We start from the raw sequence: 17,892 nt of genomic DNA, 5'->3' as shown, positions 1-17,892 counted from the left end.
CTTCCGATCTCCCGCGGAGCGGGTCCCACAGCGCTGCGCGCTGTGCCAACGAACCGCTTCGCTTCGCTCAGCGGGAAGGGCGCTTCGCGCCCTCGAAGCCGGCCCTTCGGGCCGGTGTCCTGCGCTGCGCTCCGGACTGTTCGGGGTTCCGCTTCGCTCCTCCCCGAACGGCCTGCTCCGCAGGCCTGGGTGACCCCGTTTCACGGGGTCCGGGCCTCCGGCCCGTTGGGCAGGTCCGCTCCGCTCCCCCACCCGGGTCCTTCCGGCTTCGCCTCCAGGACCAGCCCGCTACGCGGGCGGCTAGCAACAGGGTGGCTCGACTGACTCCTTGCCTGTGGGGGGTGGCGGGGTGTCCGCTGCGTCTCCCGCCAGCCAGGGCCCACACGCGGACCCTGGCTGGCGGGAGCAGGGTCGTGGAGCTAACGGGTACTGCCGAGGAGTGCCGTGGCCGTTTCGAGGTCGACTGCTGGGTCCCCTGTCGCCTCGACGGCAGCGATGAGCTTGTCGAGCTGGGCCGGGGACATCCGATGAGCCAGGCCGTCTCGGAGTTGGATGGTGTCGAAGTGGGCGTCCTGGTCGTATCCGTAGAGGTCGGCCAGGAGTTCTTGAGGGGTGGGTTCCACTGGGGTGGTAGTCCCTTTCTCACGGAGGAGGGCAGGTCACCGCGCTCGGGCAGGGAGCAGCGGAGCCAGGCCGGCGGACATTGGTTCAATCACACTCGGCGTAACCGTTGGCAATGAGCATGGCCTTGCCCATCAGCTGGACAACTTCCTCGGAGAGACCCCAGCAGTCAAAGCGGAGAGAGATGGGAAAGTCTCCGTACAGACTGAGGGCGAAGTGCAGGACTGTGAGTTCCTCGCTGTGGTCTCCGAGTTCACCTGCCTCAATCGCGGCGCGCAGCCGCGGGACCTCGAAACCGGCCCACATCTCCCCCTCTCTGAATCCCCCGTCGACGTACTGGCGCAGCCTCGGGTCCTCCAGCCACACGCCGGTCTGCTCCAGCAGCCAGACAGCCGCGTCCAAACACCACATGAAGTCCGTGCCACGCTTCAAAGCCTGAAGAAAATCCGCGGATGACATCTCAGAAAAATCGATCACCCTGGCAGGGTAGACAGCCAGTTCCCACCGCCGCCCACCCCAGCCAGCCAGCCAGGGAATTGGTTCATTCTGGCACCCGGATAAAAATAGGGAACCAGCTCACATGCCCCTCCGGCAGTCCTGATCACGAATGTCGTGTCGCACCCGGGCTGCGCCGGGTACCTCGACCGGCTGGCCACGCGCGTACACGGGAGGCGTTGATCCGACCGGTCACCGCCCTCCCGCGTACGATGCCCGCGCCCCGGTAGCCCCGTACGGCCGAAGCCGGATACGCGCCCCCGACCGCCGGCCGCACGAACCCTACGGAACCAGCACGATCTTGCCCCGGACCCGCCCGGTCTCGCTGAGCTCGTGCGCCTTCGCCGCCTCGGTGAGCGGGAGGGTCTCGGCAATGGTGGGCCGGATGCCGTGGCCGTCGATCAGCGCGGCGAAGTCGGTCAGTAGGTCAGGGGTCGGCTCGAGGAAGAACTCCACGAAGCGCACGGCCAGTTCGGCGGCGCGTGCGGTGACCTCGGTGCGGTCGACGCCGACCCCGACCACGTCCACCAGAATGCCGCCCGGCTTGAGTGTGCCGAGGGAGCGCGGCCCGTAGTCGTGGCTGATGGTGTCCAGTACGGCGTCGATGTCGCGGACGCCAAGATCCTCCGCTGGCGGGCCGAACGCGGCTCGGCCCCCGGGCTCCGTCCCCCGCGGTCGCGCCCCGCCCGGCCCGCCTCCGCCCCCAACTCCGTAAAAGGGGAGAGCACCCTGCCCAGTCCCGCCCTGCCCGGGGACCCCGCCTACCGGCTCACCACGGCCCTCTCGCACCTGCACCGCGCTTCCGGACACACCCAGCGGTGGCTGGCTGCCGAAGTAGGCATCTCCGCGTCTCTGCTCTCGCTGATCCTGCTCGGCAAGCGGCATCCAAAGTGGAAGGACGTCAAAGCAATCGCCGAACTGTGCGGCGCCGACCCCGCCGACCTCAGGCCCCTGTGGGAGAAAGCCCAGGGCATCCCGCCGGTCGCGCTTCCCGGCCCCGAGGACTTCCTCCAGGCCGCCGCCTCGCTGAAGTCCGCGCTGCGCGGCATGTGCATCGCGGCCGGCTCCCCCACCCCTGACGAAATCTGCTTCCAGCATTTGACACTCAACCCGCGCCGGGTCGCGCGCGCTCTGGTGAGCGAGCGGCCCGAGCGGGACCTGGCCGACTGGTCATTCGTCGCCTCCGTGACCACGGCACTGCGCGGGCATCCCGACGACGTGCGCCCCTTGTGGCAGCGGATGATGGTCGCCAGCGCCCTCATGTCCCCATCCGGCGCCGAGCCGGATGCCGACAGCACCATCGCGCAGCCCACCCACGCGGCAGCTAGCACCCCCGCACCATGCAGAACACCTGACACAGGCACCGGCCGCCCCCGCCGGCCAGACATTCTGCAGGCATCACGCACCCCTCGCGGCAATCAGGACACCGACGCGCTCATGCGGCGCCTGGAAATGCTCGAAATGATCAGAAGCGCCAACATGCCCGTCAGCCTGACCGCCCTGAGCAACTCCAGCGGCCTCCCGCCGCGCTATGCCTCCGAGATCCTCACCTGGCTTCGCGACCACCACTTCATCACCACCGGCAGGGACGGCGGCCACGCCCCCGGCCCCGTTCTGAACGCCGCCGCCGAAGGCCGTGACGTAGTGCAGGAATTCCTGGAACAGCTCAGCCTCAAGACCCACGGCGCGATCTACATCGGCACCTACACCGACGGCGACATCCACCTCTCCCACGAAGTCGCCCAGCCCGACATCCCCACCGTCGACCAGCACGTCGATTTCCGCGAGTCCGCCCACGCCAGCGCACTCGGCAAAGCCAACCTCGCACAGCTGGGCCGTGAGGCCCGCCTCGACCACCTGTCCCGCTACCGGCCCAGGAAACTGACCGGTCACACAATCACCGACCCCGACAGCCTCTTCCGCGCATTCGACCTCTCACCGCTTCAGTACGACCTCGAGGAGTACTCCGAACGGGATGTCTGCGCGGCCAGCCCACTGGTACTGCCCGGCCACACCGCCTCCATCGCCGTCGCCGTACCAGCAACCGATCGCCGACACCGCCTCGGCCGGGCCGCGGCCACCATCAACGACCACTCCACCACCATGGCTCTATCCCTCATCCTCACCCTCACCACCCCCCGCCCAAGTCACGCCCAGCACACTGCGCACAGGCGGTAAACCCGTACCGCCCCACCGTGCGGGCTCCGTGGCGGTGCAAGGTCCACGATGTCGGCGTCTGGGAGGGCCGGGAGCGCACACCCCACGAAGCCAGGCATCAAGCTGACGATGTCTCTCTGGATGGTGTTGGGGTCCAGAGTCGACTCGAAGCTCGCGGGACGGTTCAATGCCTGGGTGGTGAACTGGGCACAGATGTACGACTGTCGCTTTGATGTGGATCGCGTCCCTGAGCTTCTCGCTCGGGTGGAGCGTGAGTACGACTCGGAAGCGTGGACGGAGCTGGGACGCCGGCTGGTCCTCGAGCATGACCTGGTGTCGCCCGCCAGCATCGCTGCCCTGCCCTGGCTGGTGCGCCTCGCATCGCGGAACAGGGAGGCACGCCACCTGGCCGGCGAGATCATGGAGCGTGCGGCGAGCCACCATGACAGCGACGAACTGCTGGCTGAGAGCGCCGACGTGATCGCCAAGTTCGGCGCTCTCCTGGACCAGCACCTGCAGTCGCGGCCATCCGATTACCTGGTTACCTTCCGCGCACTGCTTGCGGTCGAGAAGCAGTACCACTGGGCCAACGTCCTGGGGGACTTCACGGACGACTTCTACGACCTGCAGTGCCCTCACTGCGGTGCGGAGGTGACCGTCGCCATCGGCGACTACGGGCGCTACTCGGCGATCCGGGACTGGAACCTGGGCGACGTGGACCGGCGTGATCTGCGGCCGAGGCCCGGCGAGGAGCTCACGGGCGTCGGACGGTGGATGCACGAGATTGCTGTCCGCGATGAAGAAGTCGCACTCGCCGAAGGAATCGCACATCTCTTCGGCAAGGCCGAGTGCCCGAGATGCGCCAGCGTCTTCACCATCGCAGACGAGTATGAGGCTGCCAACTGCCCAGTCCTGCGCTAGCGCCATTGCTGCATTGCCTCCGCGCCCCACCGGAACTAGCAGAACGGACACCCGGGTACAGCGGATGGTGCGCATGTCGGCGGCCCGGCCGGCCTGGCGGATGTAATCAGGAGCCGACGGGTTCGTGCCAGGGCATGACGAGCGTGGCGGTGTCCTGACTGGTCCAGGCAACGCGGCAGGTGCGGTTGTCAGCATGGGCGCGCCAGCCGTGCATCCCTGCGTCGTAGTCGGCGCAGATGAGGGCGGTACGTACCAGTGCGGGGCGGGCCGGTGTGACGCTGTGGTCCCACTCGAGGACGTCGATCACCGGCCGGCCGCCCACGACGGCCCATCCGGCGCCGGCGACCTGCCGCGCCCATGTGCGGGAGAGGGACAACTGGATGAGGGGTTCGGCTCCGTACTCGACTTTGTAGGTGAAGAACATCCCTGGCTCGCCGTCAGTGACCCGGGACTCCACCCGGGCCGCGGGCACCTCGGGGACGCGGGAGGCGTCGTGGCCCGCGGGCTCGCGTCCGGCCTGGAACGCCGGGGGCGGGGCCGGATGCGTCGCGTAGTCCATGTCGTCGAACCAGGCCGTGAAGCCCGAACGCACCGCGTCCGTCACCGCCTGGCCGATCAGTCCCTTGCCTGCCCCAGATGCACGGTCCTACCCATCCCCTCCCGGCCCCGGCCTCGCCCGTCGCCGCCCGAATATCCGGTATGCCACACTCCGGCACGACGCGCCTGGGAAACCGCAGAACATTACCCTTCAGCCGCGGCGGGCCTTGACACCGTCGCGATGGCCTTCTGCGAAGGTCACCGGATCCAGCATGCGGTCGCGGCCCGTACGACCTCTCTCATGTCGATGGCGCCCACCCCGGCGACGTCTTCCAGCAGACCGCCTTCAAACCTCACCCAGAGGAGAACCACGCCAGCGCCCCGGCGCGAGCAGGTGTCTGAGTGGCCGCACGCGGGACATCTCCTCCTGGAAGGAGATCAGGCCCTGGCAGGCTTGGTCGGAGTCGCCACCAGGCGTGATGGACGGCGTGAAACGGCTGGCGGGCACGGGCCTGGTCAAGGGCGGTGGCGCCGAGCAGGGCACCCGCCGACCTCGGGCACACGACAGCGCGGGCCGCCACCACGTGATGGCGGCCCGCGCCGGTGCCGGTCGGGAGCTGCTGCCAGCCGGTGATCAGGACGCCCGCTCGAAGGCCAGCGTTGCGTTCGGGCAGTGGGCCGCGTACCGCAGCAGCGCCTCCCGCTCCGCCTGGTCCACCGCCAGGCTCCAGCGGTGCTTGGTGGCCACCCACTCGCCGATATACCGGCAGTGCACCGCCGGCGCCGGCATCCACGTCGCCGGGTCCTGGTCGCTCTTCTGCCGGTTCGAACGCGCGGTCACACCGACGAGAGTGACGTCCGAGCCAAGGTCGTTGGCGTACCGGCGGCGCCGCTCCGTCGTCCAGCCATAGCCACCAGCTGGCGGGGAGCGTCATTCGAAGAGTGCCGTATTCCGCTCCGCTTTCGTATCCGGCGACTGGTGTGTCTGTCCACGCCTACGGAAAAGCGTCCACCTTGCCGATGAGTGCTGCTGGGGTGGTGCCGGGTGTGATCACCAGGTCGAAGTTGTACCCCTGATCGCAGAAGATCACTTCGATGGACCTTGGCACGCAGTCACGGAATATGCAGGCGATCTGGGCCGCGTCGGTAAGGGCGGCATCGATGTAGAGGCACGTGCCGTCCGTATCCAGGTATGCCTCAGCTGAGCCACAGGACGTCTGGAGGCTCCACGTGAAGCCCCGCGCTTCGCCCCGGATGGTCGGATCGTTGACCGTGTCGGCCCAGATGCCTTGGAGCAAGGGAGTCAGGGCTGAAGGCTCGATACGCCAGGTGGTGCTGGATTTGTCGAACAGAACCAGAAACGTCGCCATGCTGGTTGTCTACCAGGCTGGCGAACGGCCTTGTCAGCCGCGTGTGGCTCGGCTCTCGCCAGCGGACTTCCCTGGACGACGGGATCAGTGCCTGCCGTATGGAGGCCCGTCGACAGGGGCATGCTGGCGCGCTTGGAGGTAAGCAGTCCAGTCGGTGGTGGCACGGCGGCGCCATTGGACGGCCGTGATCGGGTGGAGGCCGAGCATCGGGCCGAGGACCGCGGGTGGCAGGTCACAGGCGAGGGCCACCAGGGCGGTAGTCCGGGCTGGCCGACTGGGGATGTGATGGGTGGCCAGGCGTCGGCTGAGGGCGGCGGCGGAGATGTGGGCACCCGGCAGGTGTCCGGGGAAGAGCCAGCCCGCGCTGGTGTTCGCGGCCCAGCCCTGGGGAGCGGGGCGGTCGGCAAGGGTGGTGAGGATGTCGGCGAGAGTGGTGGGCAGCGGGATTGGGGTCCGGCTCAGAGTCAGGAACGTCGTCTCCTCGTGGGTGGTCAGCGCGGTGGTGGGCAGTGCTGCGATTCTGGTGAGGTGTTGGCCGAACAGCAGGAGGATGGCACCGGCGGCTCGGACGTCGAGGTCGAGGCGGGTGTCGGTGAGGCACTGGTGCAGCAGGTCCCAGTGGGAGTCCTCGTCCAAGCCGCTAAGAGCTGTCCCGTAACTGGACGGCACCCCCTTGCCGATCCCGGATCGGACCGTGTCAGTGGCTAGTGACAGGATCGAGGGGTGCTGATCAAGGGATACGACGTCGGCCCGTTGGTGCCGGGCGAGTCACTGCTGGTCCACCCGGGCTTCTGGTCGAACTACCTCCTGGCGATGTGCAGCGACGGGGGGTGTCCCGAGCGCCCGGTTCCAGAGTGGTTCGGCGAGGACGGCGCCGATGTCGATGCCCTGTCCGAGGTCCTCTTCGATCCTGAGCGCTGGCCAGCGTTCAGGGTGCCGGCAGAAGACGGCCCCGGAGCCGTGGTGATCTACCGCAACCTGGATGGCGATTACGGCACCGACTACCTCCTCACCCATCCAGGCAGAAGCTACGCCGAGCAGATCGCCAGCTGGGACGGAGATTTCTCGGGCACTGGGCTGACATGGCACGAACTGATCCGGATCGCTGACAGCCCGTCGCTTGCGGAGGAAGGCGTCCAGGACACGACCACCCGCTTCCTGCTGCTGCTGCTTCCCCTCCTCACCGACCCGGACGTGCCGGAAACAGCACCAGCAAGGCTTATCGCCGCCCTGACCGCAGTCGGCGCGCCGCAAGACACTGCCTCCATCGCGGCGGAGCACCTCCTGGCCCACCTCACGAGGAGATCCCGGCACGACCCCACGTGGGCTTCTCCGCTGAGCGGCAGCTGAGAGGTGGCCCGAGCCGCCAGCCACGCCATGAAACGATCTTGGTATGGCTGGTGTGATCACGGCGTCGGAATCTTCCTGGATAGCCCCGTTCGCCGGGCTGAGCCCTCGCGCCTTCGGGAAGCTGGTAACGGTTCTGCGGCGCCAGGGTGCAGACGCGGTCCGCAAGGGCCGGCCGTGGAGTCTTCCGCTGGAGGATCGGGCCCTGCTGGTCGCGGCCTACTGGCGAACGAATCTCACAATGCGGCAACTCGCTCCTCTGTTCGGGGTGTCGAAGTCGGCGGCGGACCGGATCATCGACCACCTCGGGCCGATGCTCGCTCTCCAGCCCCGCAAACGGTTCGCCAAGGACACCGTGCTCATCGTCGACGGCACCCTGGTCCCCACCCGCGACCACTCCATCGCAGAGCGGTCGAAAAACTACCGGTACTCCACCAACCATCAGATCGTCATCGACGCCGACACCAGCCTGGTCGTCGTGGTCGGCCGGCCGCTCGCCGGGAACCGCAACGACTGCAAGGCATGGGAGGAATCCGGCGCCAAAGCCGCCGTCGGGAAGACCACCACAATCGCCGACGGCGGCTACCCCGGCACCGGATTGGTCATCCCGCACCGTCGGCACGGCCAGACGAACTCCCGGACTGGAAAGAGGACCACAATAGGTCCCACAAGCACGTCCGCGCCCGGGTCGAGCACGTCTTCGCCCGCATGAAGACCTGGAAGATCCTCCGCGACTGCCGCCTCAAAGGCGACGGCGTCCACCAGGCCATGCTCGGCATCGCCCGCATGCACAACCTCGCCCTCGCAGGATAGACCAGCGGGCCGCACCGCAGCCGACCATGCCTGAGACGACTCGGAGATCATTTACGGGACAGCTCTTAGTTGCGGCCGGTGTCTGAGCTAGGACTCCAGGGCGAAGGACAGTCTCCAAGGCGGTGGTGAGCACGCCTCCGCCGATCGAGAGGCCGAAGACGGTGGCAGGCCCCGCAGGGACGCCGACCAGCTTGCCTGCCAGCGGCTGATACCACTCAGCCGCGCGCAGAGCCAAGGGCTCTGACAGGTGAGGCGCGCCGCCATTCCTGCGGCATGCGGCTCCCTTAGAGTGCCGATGTGCCACGCCACCTTCCCGAACCGGACGCACCAGAGCCGGAGCGCGCACCTGCCAGCCGATCGCTCCGCCCCAAGATCTGGGCTCTCGCTGGGGCAGTGCTCCTCGCTGTGACCATCGAGTTGTCGACTGGCGTTGCGCGCAAAGGATACGAATGGGCGAAGGACTCCCTGTTCCCCCCGGGGCCCGTTCTCGCCGTCGAATCGCACATGGCCGAGCCCTTGGACACCTGCAGTGGTGGCAACGGATACGTCTTCCCGCGACCAGTCTCCGACCTCAGCGGGTTCCTCGGCCTGCAGGGGGGAAGTACCAACCCCGCCACCCGCCGCTTCCTGCGTGACCACGGAGGCGCCGTTGCGGAGTTCGTGATCGTCGAACTGACTCTGCAGCCCAAGAAACCGGTGCCGATCTCCGTTGAGTCGGTGAGGGTCAACGTGAAGGAGAGGCTCGAGCCGTTCCGAACGGGGTCGCACCTGATCGCCACCTCGCAGTGCGGCGGGGTGGACGTGCGGACGTTCCTGTTCAACCTCGACAGATCTCCGACTGCCCACCAGGTGATCGGGAACCCGCACGTGGGGGGCGACCAGCAGCTCTCCAAACTGCCGGCTGAACCCGAGCCCGGCAAGACCATGAAGCTGTACGTCGTCCCCTACGGACTAGACCACGGCTATCGGTTCACCTTGACCCTCGAATGGGTGGAGGGCGCCGAGCGCCACACCAAGGAGATCGACGATCAGGGCGAGGACTTCCTGATCATGCCCTCGGTGCAGGACCGGAACTATCAAACGGGCTCCGGAGTCGATGAGCTTCGGCCCGTTCCGTACGGAAGACCGTGGTTCCTCGACCATCCCAAGGCAGGCTGACCTCACGTTACCTCGCGAGGGTGAGCCGACGCGGGGACGCTGAGGAGTGAACGGGCGCGCTGGCTGTGCATCTGCCGGAGTTTGCTTACACCTGGGTCTGGGTCTTCTGCTTGAGGTGTTCGTAGGCCCAGCTCGCCGCAGACGAAGTCGACGGCGTCCTGCCCGACTTCGCCCCGGCGTCCTCATGGACGGCGACGACATCGGACGATGGCGGTGGCGGCAGCAGGAACCGGGCACCTGGGCGCAGCTCCTCCCTGAACAGCAGAAACGGCTCACCGCCCTGGGCGTAGAGCCAGCCCAGGCGCCGACTCCGGCCCCCTCGGCCGTTCGCGGGGCGAAGGGGCCCGAACAAGGCGCAGCAGGCATTCCAACGAGCCCTGACAGCCCTCACGCAATGGGTGGAACGGGAAGGTACGGACCGGCCGGTCCCAAGTGCCCACGGGGAGGAGATCACGGTCGACGGCAATGCGGAGCCGGTGGTCGTGAAGCTCGGCGTATGGATCTCCAACACCAAAACCCGACGCGGCAAACTCACCACCGGCCAGCTGGACGCGCTCCGGGCGCTGGGCGTGGACTGGGCGTAGTCGCCGAGGACTCGAGCGCGTTAGCCAGCCTGGGGATTTCGGCTTTGAACCAGGTGTGGGTCATCAAAGATGATCACTTCCCACCACTCCCGAAAGACCGTTGGGTCATCGCCTTGTGGTTTTGCGACCCGGCGGATTGGATGCCGGTGCCAAGTAGCTCGGATCCCTCCATGAAGCGGGTCACGACGCTCGAATCCTCCGTGAGGATGTATACGTCTCACGGGGGGGGTTGGCGGTGTAGCCACCCGTCGATTCGTCCGACACGTCGCCTCCTTGCTGGGCCAGCGTGATCGTCTCACCCCCCGGCGTTGGCGTGCGAGCTCTGGCCAGACCCTCGCCTTACGTGGCCTGTCGAAGGTGAGACCGAAGACCCGGCTTCCTGCATCCCCAGCCAAGGCGGAAACCGAGGAAGAGAACGTCGGCAGCTTCCTGCGGGCAACCGACCCCAGGACGGAGAAGCCCGTGAGTCGGTTGTCGCTCAGGTCGAACTCGACCTGCAGCGCCTGGAACGCTCCGCCACCGCGATCGACCAGCTCGCCCCCTTCCACCTCGTAGTCTGCCCGCGCTGTGCACAACGCCTCGATGCCCGGACCGTCCCGGAAGACCACTGCGGCGTTTGCCTCCAAGCCGACCCAGCCGAGGAGGACACGGACCCGGCCGCGGTCCAGGAGGCGCGCAACGCTCTGGAGCAACAGCTGCAGGATGCGCGCGAACTGTTGCGAGCGGACACAGAAGTCCTGCGCAGAGCCCGTGAGCGGTCCTCCGAAGCGGAATTCCTCGCCACCAACCTGCGCCGACAGCTCGATGCCCAGACATGCGACGTTGTCGCCCCGCGGTTCGACGCCATCTCGGACGCCAGTGCCCGCGTCGCCGCCCTCAACGCCGGGATCGACGCCGTCCTCCACCTACGCGACTCGTGGGCGCGCGTACGAGCCATCGCTCAGGGCGCCAAGGACATCACCGCGCGCCGCAAAGCCGCCAACGCTGAGCTCAAGGCACGCAGAGCGGAAAACGACGCCCGACGATCCCTTGTCACCGAGCTCAGCCGTCTCTTCAGCGCCACCCTCATGAAGCTGAACCTGCCCTGGGAGCAGTCGGCCTTGGTCGACCCGGCAACCTACCTGCCAGTGGTAGACAACACGCCCTTCGAAAGCCTCCAGGCATCCGGCGGCGCCCTCCAGGCCGGCGTCAACATCGCCTACCACCTCGCACTCCTAGAGTGCGGAATCACCCACCCCGACATCCTCGTCCCGTCAATCCTGCTCATCGACTCCCCCCGCAGAGCGCTCGGCAGCAACCGCGACGACCAGGAACGAGGCCAACGGATCTACGGCCGATTCAAAGCCCTGACCGACGCCTACGGCCCGCGGCTCCAGCTCATCATCGCCGACAACGACACCGCCCCCTGCCGGACGACGCCTTCAGCACCATCGAACTCGACTACACCCATCCCATGGTCCCCGGCGTCGCCCACCCCGGCCCCGAGCACACGACACGAACCGAGCACGGGTACGAGGCGTAGCCCGGCCCGACTTGGACGTTCCCCCGCTGCCCCTGGCCCAACCGTCGACGAAGTCGGACATCGCGCGGCGTTGCTGTTCCTCGCGCGATCTGCTGCGCGAGGACGTCGCGGTCGATGTAGGGGTCGACGGCACCAAGGCCCCTTGCGGAGGCCCGCCTGGCCGGTCGGCGGACTGAGCGCGCCACTACTGCCCAGCTTTCACCCGGGTGAGAGCTACGGCACGGCTCCTCTATCCGCGCGCAACCGTTCACGACACTGCTCGTTGACGGGGAGTGCCCCCTGTCCCCTTCGTCCCCGTTGCTGGCCCACGCCGACTGCCGCTGCTCGGAAACCTCCCTGCATTCGGCCGAGACCCGCTGGCGTTCCTAGAACGTCTGCGCGACGAGTTCGGGGACGTCGTGACCTGGTCGCTCGGCCCGATGAAGATCATTTCCCTCGCCCATCCTGACCACATCGCCGAGCTCCTGGGAAGCAACAAAGGGCACTTCGAGAATCTCGATGCCGGCTGGGCGTTCAAACAACTGGTCGGCAAGAGCATCATGCGCAGCCAGGGCGCTGGCTGGCGCCGCAAGCGATCCCTGGTCCAGCCCTCCGTCCGCCCCTTCCAGGTACGCCGCTACGCCACGACGATGGTCGACTGCGCCGTGGCGCTTGCCGACCGCTGGCAGGAAGGCACCCAGATCGATGTACTGCGCGAGATGGATCAGCTCTCCCAGCGGATCGTGGTCCGCAACCTCTTCGGCAACGACATCGGCGACCAGGCCCACGCACTACGAGACGCGATGTCCGTGGCCGGGCGAGAGATCGGCGCCGAGCTACGGGGCATTGGACTCTTCCTACCGCCCTGGGTGCGTACCCCCGCCCGTCGACGCCTGCTCAACGCCGTCGTGACCGTCGACACTGAGATCGACCAACTCATTCGCGCCCGACAGGCATCAGGAGAGGCAGGCGACAGCGGCGAGGATCTACTGGGCAGGCTGCTCGCAGCCCGGGACGAGGAAGGACGGCCGCTCACCGCCACTGAGGTGCGAGACGAAGCGGTGACGCTCTGGGCCGCTGGACACGAAACCACGGCAACCGCGCTGACGTGGACCTGGTACCTCCTTTCGGCCTCGCCGTCCGCGCGAAAGAAGCTCGCCGCGGAACTCGACCGCGTACTCGACGGGCGCCCCCCGACGTACGCCGACTACGAGCAGCTGACCTGGACGCAGCAGATCGTCAAGGAAGCCCTACGGCTCTACCCGCCCGCATGGATCATTCCTCCCCGGGTGGCACGGGAAGGAGCCACCCTGGGAGCAATCCGGATCCCGGCCGGGACGACCCTCTGGTGCAGCCCGTGGGCGACACACAGAGACGCCCGCTGGTTTGCCAACCCCACAGCCTTCCGCCCCGAACGCTGGGACACGCACGCCCAACGCAGTGCGCCCTCGCATGCCTGGTTCCCGTTCGGAGGCGGCCACCGAGCCTGCCTCGGTGCTCGGTTCGCCCTGGTCCAGGTCACCCTGGTGATCGCAACACTGGCCCAGCGCTTCCACGTAGACATCGCCCCGGGGAAAGTGATCCCCACGGTCGGCCTACAGCTCCATCCCTCCACAACGCTGCGCGCCACACTACGGGCCCGGCCCCCTGCCCGCCTCGCTGAAGAGTGAGTGCCGTTAGGCGCGCCGCTGAGCCGTTTTGCGGTAGTGCGGAAGTAGGCGCATCACCACAGCCCACGCCACATCACCGACCCGGCTGCGCGAACTGTCGTGAAGGTTTCACCGCTGAAACGCCACTGCACCTATGGATGCGCCGACGGAACAAGGCTTCTGCTCGCCCCGAAGCCAGCGCTGTGCGACGGATGCCGCCGCCGGGGTGCCACTCCAGGACCGGGTCGGCTACGTCCCCGTGTTCGGCGCGCCAAGACACTGGGACCAGGACCAGGCCGCCGCAGTCATACCGGCGGCACGCGCATTCCTCGCCGGACCTCACGTGGGGACGCCGTGCTGAACCACCCCGCCCGCCGTCCCCTCCGCGGCGGTGCGCGCAGGCCAGCCAGCCACGCCAGCGTCACCCGCAGGCCACCGGCCCCGAACGAAACCGCTCGATCACCCGCACCTCCCCCAGCACCGCCAACGGCGCCATTCCCGGCGCAGTCAGCCGGCCCACCGACACCCCCGAACTCCCCCGACGCCAAGGCGGCCAACTCGTCGGTGTCCGCATCAGTGGACCAGCCCGACAACTCGTCCTCCCCCTCGGCATCGACGGCCAGGACCAGGTGCGGGCCATCGAGCCGGAACCGGGACGTACCGCCCCCGAAGCCCACCACGACCAGCGAGGCCGAGGCATGCCGATGGGCACCCCGATCTTGTCGTGGGCAAGCAGCCAAGCCACCACCGCCGACCGGTCGAACTGCGGATGCACCTCCGTGCCGCCGACCGGGGCGGGGAAATCGGCGTGCCGGCGGCGCCAGTTCACCACCGCCGCCCGACCCACCCGAGCCGTCCGCGCCACCTCCGCCAATTAGCCGAAGTACTCCGTTTCCGCCGTTCCTCTGAGCACCGACAGCAGGAAGGCGAGGCACCCCATGTCGTGGTTCTCCCACAGCGGGCCGCGCCCCTCGCTGTGACGGGCCACTCGTCGGGACGCTGACCGGGCCGCGCCAGCCAGTACAGGAACCCCCCGAGCCCTCCTCGAACGCCCACGGCAGGACCCGCGGCCCCGCCTCCAGCAGGCCGGCGGGCTTCGCCTCTCCCACAGGCTGGCCAAGATCTCGTCCCGTTCGGTCGTATGCGTGTGCAGGTCCCAGTCGCTGTAGATTCGTCTATTCGATCATTGGAAGTGGGAAACGTGAGAAGGAAAAAGACCCCCGGCTCGTGGATGGCCACGGGCCTGGTCGCGGCGGCCGGCCTGTTGGTCACCGTGTCCGTGGCGCCGGCGGTATCGGCCGGTGCGCCGGAAGGCACCCCGCCGGTGCGTACGATCTCGTACAACGTGTGCGGGGCGTACGCGGCGAAGTGCCAGAGCGAAATGACGCCGGCCGCCTGGGCGGACGGTCTGCACGGTCAAGTGGTCGACTGGGACGCCGATGTGGTGATGCTCCAGGAGATGTGCAAGGGGCAGTACGACAGGCTGCGTCAGACCCTGCCCGGGTACGCGGGTGTGTGGACCAGCACCCAGACCGCCGACGGCTGTGCGAAGTGGGGGGATGACAAGAGCTTCGGCCAGGCTCTCTTGGTCAAGGCTCCGCAGAGCGAGGTCACCGGTATGTCGGCGGAGCTCACTCCCCCTGGCTTCACCGAGGAGAAGCGCTCGGTGGTCTGCGCCAAGGCCCCCGTCGACGGGCGTGCGGTGCTGGCCTGCGGTACGCATCTGCGGCGTTACAACGAGACGCAGAACGACACCCCGCTACTGCTCGAGCGGATCGAGGCCTGGGCGGACGGGCTTCCCGTGGTGCTCGCGGGGGACTTCAACGCCCGCCCCGACTACACGCACATGGACCCCGTCTACGCGGGGCGGCCGGGAACGCTGTCCTTCGCCGAGGCCGACGGCACTGACCAGCAGTACTTCACCACCGCCTGCAAGTCCGCCGCGACGACAGAATGCCGCAGCGGAGCCCCCACCCTCGTCGACAACGAGACCGGCACGAAGTACGTCTCGAAGTTCGACTTCACCTTCTTCACCCGCCAAGACTTCCGGGACCTGCGCAGCGAGACGGTGGAGACCGGGTTCACCAAGGTCAAAGACCATCTGCTGGTTCGGTCAGCGGCAGCCTTCCAGGAGCGCGCCCGAGTCGCCGGGGACATGACCGGAGACGGCATCCCCGATCTCCTCGCGGTCCAGGACGACGGATCGCTGCGCCTCTACCCCGGCCTCGGCAACGGTCGTTTCGCCCCCCACCAGGTCATCGGCGCGAGCGGGTTCGCCGGAGCCGATGTCAGCCACCGCGGTGACTGGACCGGCGACGGCCGCGAAGACGTGATCGCCCGCATCGGCGACGAGCTGTGGGTCTACCCCAACACCGGCTACGGCCGCCTCGGCGAGCGCATCCCCATGCGCGACCGCCACACGGGCTGGACTCACGCCAACATCCTCGCCGCCGGCGACGTCGACGGGGACGGCCAACCCGACCTTGTGGGACGCAGCGTCAACGGCCTGTACCTGCACCGCGGCACCGTCGGCACCAACCCCGCCCTGCCCCGCGACGCAGTCGTCCTGGGCGGCCCGGAATGGAAGCTCGCCGACCTGCCCGACATCCTCGCCCCCGGCGACGTGAACGGCGATGGCCGCGCGGACCTGTGGGCCCGCGCCACCGACGGGCAGATCCGCCAGTACCTGTCCAACGGCGCCCAGCCACTGCCCGCACCCACCGTCCTCGGTAGCGCGGCCAAGACCGTCCACCCGCTCGCCGGCACCGTCGGTGACGCCGACCGCGACGGCCGCGCCGACCTGCTCCTCACCACCCCACCGCAGGACACCAACACCGGCAACCTCACCTTCCACCCCGGCGACACGGCGGGCACCGGCTTCGGCACGCCCGTCACCATCGGCGAAGGCGGGTGGCGCTGGATTCAGTCCCTGCGCTGATCTCCATGCCCGCACGGGTGTCCCCGAGAGTCGACCTTGTCGAGGACACCCGTCCCACCCGTGTCCGCACCCCCTATTGCATGGAATTCGCGGACGGTGTCGATCACCGCCGACCCCGCACACAGAACGGACCTCGCACCGCGGGCAGGGTCTCGCTTCACCTGGCCGGCGACCAGGCCTCCGCGGCGGTCGACTGGAGACATGGGCGGAAGCCGTCCTGCAGGCCCGAGGCCACGAGCTCGCCTCCTGACAGCCCTCCCCACAGCGGCCATCTGTCGCGCAGGCCGCCGATAGTAGGGCCTGGACGGGGTTTCCGAGCTGCAGGTCGGGGGCAGCATTGGGCCTGCGCGACACTGTGGCCGGACGGGACCGCCGTCAGCTGCTCTCGATTTCCGAGGCGACCTCGAGCGACCAGGCCCAGCTGTGGTCGTCATCGAGCACCGGCACAACGATCACATCCTCACCACTGTCCTGGGATGCCGCCCGCGCCTGGCCGAGCATGGTGAGCAGCGCGAGCGGGAAGTGCGCGGGCATGAACGGTGCTCTGTCGCGGCCTCCCTCATGGGCCAGCGTGACCGCCTCGTCCGACCCGAGTATCACCGCCGCCAGGGATTCCTCTGAGTAAATGACACGGATGATGGCGTCGGCGCGGATCAGGTTTCCGCTGGTGCCCTTCTCGCTTCTGCTCATCACCCACACCTGTGCCACCGACTCCTCCTTGGGTGCTGATCATCCGGACCCCAGCCGGGCCCGTTGGGCACGGGCAGAGCCAGCCCGCTCCCGCCGGGGTGGGCGTACCCGCAGTGTGCGGTCCACACCACGCGCGGGCAGGCGCCGACACACCGTAGTGCTGTGCCTCAACGGAGGACGGTCGGCCGCCCGTCCTCAGACCATGGGAGCGCGGCAAGGCGTTGACCCCCGGCTGCCTGCCGTCCGGTGACCAGCCCGGACACGGCTGTCGTGGGGCTCCTGCCCGACGCCCCCCGCTGCCTCGCGGGAGAGCCGGCTCCGACGCGGGTAACCCGGACGAGCCCAGCGGCGTTGAACCGTCATGACCACGTGCGATGCGTTCGGTCCGGTCATCGGCGTTCAGCGAAGCGGAGGCGAAATGGTTCCGCGCCCTGACCTGGAGGCGAGCTTCACCGAGCTCGCCCGCCGGTGGGTCACCTCGTACCGGGCCGGCACGACGAGGAATGGACGATTCTCGTACGCCGCTGTCCCTGGCCTCGTTGCTGACAGCCTGTGCGGCACGCTCCCCCTTGTGTGTCAGGCCTTCTTGCAAGCCGTCTCGTAGAGCTCGGTGGTCAGTGCGGCGACCTCCTCCTGCGAAGTGCCCTGGCCGCCGGTCATCGCCTGCGTCAACTCGAAGACGTTGACGCAGGGCCGAGTTGAGTAGTCGGACCAGGCGCAGACCGGGAACTGGAACTCCGCAGCACCCTCCTTGGGTGCGCCGGCATCCTTGTTGCGGGTGACCTTCACCTCCTGGCACTTCATGAGCGCGCCCTCGAAACCGGCGGGCCTGCGGGCCTGCGGGCCTTGGGGGCTTCCGCATTTTTGCGAGGCCAGTCGAAACCAGATCTCACTCCGCATCGCCGGCTCCGCCGGGACAGGCCGTAACCGCGGAGTCAGGCGGCGTAGCCGCCCGCCGCTCGGTGCCCCGAGATCGGTTGAGGTCTTCTGCCGGACCGGCCTGTCCTCCACGGCACCGTCGCCACCGCAGCGATCCGGCTCTGGCTCAGGCCTTGATCCGCTGAGTCGTCCCTAGGGTCCTGAGTCGGAGATTCGTCGTTGGTCTGGTGTG

The 17,892-nt window shown here is 68.2% G+C and carries 16 protein-coding genes and 1 pseudogene; 8 read left to right on the top strand and 9 right to left on the bottom strand.

Annotated features, from left to right (window positions below):
- Positions 1-419 precede the first annotated feature (419 nt).
- The 3 genes from ACZ6I1_RS30435 to ACZ6I1_RS30425 form a co-directional block, all read right to left on the bottom strand.
- Positions 420-623: a hypothetical protein gene (locus ACZ6I1_RS30435; RefSeq protein WP_469292111.1), complete on the bottom strand. Its 204-nt coding sequence runs from the start codon at positions 621-623 to the stop codon at positions 420-422.
- Positions 624-708: 85 nt separating this feature from the next.
- Positions 709-1,098, bottom strand: coding sequence for a hypothetical protein (locus ACZ6I1_RS30430; protein WP_469292110.1), 390 nt, complete (start codon positions 1,096-1,098; stop codon positions 709-711).
- A 300-nt stretch (positions 1,099-1,398) separates the two neighbouring features.
- The gene (locus ACZ6I1_RS30425) at positions 1,399-1,701 is read right to left on the bottom strand and encodes a zinc-binding dehydrogenase (protein ID WP_469292113.1); all 303 of its coding nucleotides are present in this window, start codon (positions 1,699-1,701) and stop codon (positions 1,399-1,401) included.
- Between ACZ6I1_RS30425 and ACZ6I1_RS30420 the strand changes: the two genes are divergently transcribed.
- Positions 1,693-3,294, top strand: a complete 1,602-nt coding sequence (locus ACZ6I1_RS30420; protein ID WP_469292109.1) for an IclR family transcriptional regulator domain-containing protein — start codon at positions 1,693-1,695, stop codon at positions 3,292-3,294. The genes ACZ6I1_RS30425 and ACZ6I1_RS30420 overlap by 9 nt on opposite strands.
- A 108-nt stretch (positions 3,295-3,402) precedes the next feature.
- Complete coding sequence (locus tag ACZ6I1_RS30415) at positions 3,403-4,194, top strand: hypothetical protein (protein WP_469292108.1); 792 nt, start codon at positions 3,403-3,405, stop codon at positions 4,192-4,194.
- A 106-nt stretch (positions 4,195-4,300) separates the two neighbouring features.
- On the opposite strand, the gene ACZ6I1_RS30410 is transcribed toward ACZ6I1_RS30415, so the two are convergent.
- From ACZ6I1_RS30410 to ACZ6I1_RS30395, 4 genes are all read right to left on the bottom strand, one after another.
- Positions 4,301-4,798 (bottom strand): hypothetical protein, encoded by a 498-nt coding sequence (locus tag ACZ6I1_RS30410; RefSeq protein ID WP_469292107.1) that lies wholly within the window; start codon positions 4,796-4,798, stop codon positions 4,301-4,303.
- Between the two features lie 567 nt (positions 4,799-5,365).
- Positions 5,366-5,572 (bottom strand): hypothetical protein, encoded by a 207-nt coding sequence (locus ACZ6I1_RS30405; protein ID WP_469292106.1) that lies wholly within the window; start codon positions 5,570-5,572, stop codon positions 5,366-5,368.
- Between the two features lie 154 nt (positions 5,573-5,726).
- A complete protein-coding gene (locus ACZ6I1_RS30400) occupies positions 5,727-6,101 on the bottom strand; it encodes a hypothetical protein (protein WP_469292105.1) in 375 nt (124 codons plus the stop codon).
- An 84-nt stretch (positions 6,102-6,185) separates the two neighbouring features.
- A complete protein-coding gene (locus ACZ6I1_RS30395; protein WP_469292104.1) occupies positions 6,186-6,737 on the bottom strand; it encodes a hypothetical protein in 552 nt (183 codons plus the stop codon).
- Positions 6,738-6,824: 87 nt separating this feature from the next.
- Between ACZ6I1_RS30395 and ACZ6I1_RS30390 the strand changes: the two genes are divergently transcribed.
- The 6 genes and pseudogenes from ACZ6I1_RS30390 (at position 6,825) to ACZ6I1_RS30365 (ending at position 16,091) form a co-directional block, all read left to right on the top strand.
- A complete protein-coding gene (locus ACZ6I1_RS30390) occupies positions 6,825-7,451 on the top strand; it encodes a hypothetical protein (RefSeq protein ID WP_469292103.1) in 627 nt (208 codons plus the stop codon).
- Positions 7,452-7,494: 43 nt separating this feature from the next.
- Positions 7,495-8,261 (top strand): annotated as a pseudogene (locus ACZ6I1_RS30385) (transposase).
- A gap of 405 nt (positions 8,262-8,666) precedes the next feature.
- The gene (locus ACZ6I1_RS30380) at positions 8,667-9,419 is read left to right on the top strand and encodes a hypothetical protein (protein ID WP_469292102.1); all 753 of its coding nucleotides are present in this window, start codon (positions 8,667-8,669) and stop codon (positions 9,417-9,419) included.
- A 398-nt stretch (positions 9,420-9,817) separates the two neighbouring features.
- Positions 9,818-10,003 (top strand): helicase associated domain-containing protein, encoded by a 186-nt coding sequence (locus tag ACZ6I1_RS30375; RefSeq protein WP_469292101.1) that lies wholly within the window; start codon positions 9,818-9,820, stop codon positions 10,001-10,003.
- A 1,794-nt stretch (positions 10,004-11,797) separates the two neighbouring features.
- Positions 11,798-13,174, top strand: coding sequence for a cytochrome P450 (locus ACZ6I1_RS30370; protein ID WP_469292100.1), 1,377 nt, complete (start codon positions 11,798-11,800; stop codon positions 13,172-13,174).
- Positions 13,175-14,354: 1,180 nt separating this feature from the next.
- Complete coding sequence (locus ACZ6I1_RS30365; RefSeq protein WP_469292099.1) at positions 14,355-16,091, top strand: FG-GAP-like repeat-containing protein; 1,737 nt, start codon at positions 14,355-14,357, stop codon at positions 16,089-16,091.
- Positions 16,092-16,466: 375 nt separating this feature from the next.
- Here the strand turns inward: ACZ6I1_RS30365 and ACZ6I1_RS30360 are convergent, their stop codons facing one another.
- The gene (locus tag ACZ6I1_RS30360; RefSeq protein WP_469292098.1) at positions 16,467-16,799 is read right to left on the bottom strand and encodes a hypothetical protein; all 333 of its coding nucleotides are present in this window, start codon (positions 16,797-16,799) and stop codon (positions 16,467-16,469) included.
- A 558-nt stretch (positions 16,800-17,357) separates the two neighbouring features.
- The gene (locus tag ACZ6I1_RS30355; RefSeq protein ID WP_469292097.1) at positions 17,358-17,585 is read right to left on the bottom strand and encodes a hypothetical protein; all 228 of its coding nucleotides are present in this window, start codon (positions 17,583-17,585) and stop codon (positions 17,358-17,360) included.
- Between the last annotated feature and the right edge of the window lie 307 nt (positions 17,586-17,892).

Source organism: Streptomyces sp. NPDC046303, assembly GCF_055588085.1.
The sequence above is the reverse complement of the archived record's forward strand: the minus strand, read 5'-3'. Positions and strand labels throughout refer to the sequence as shown.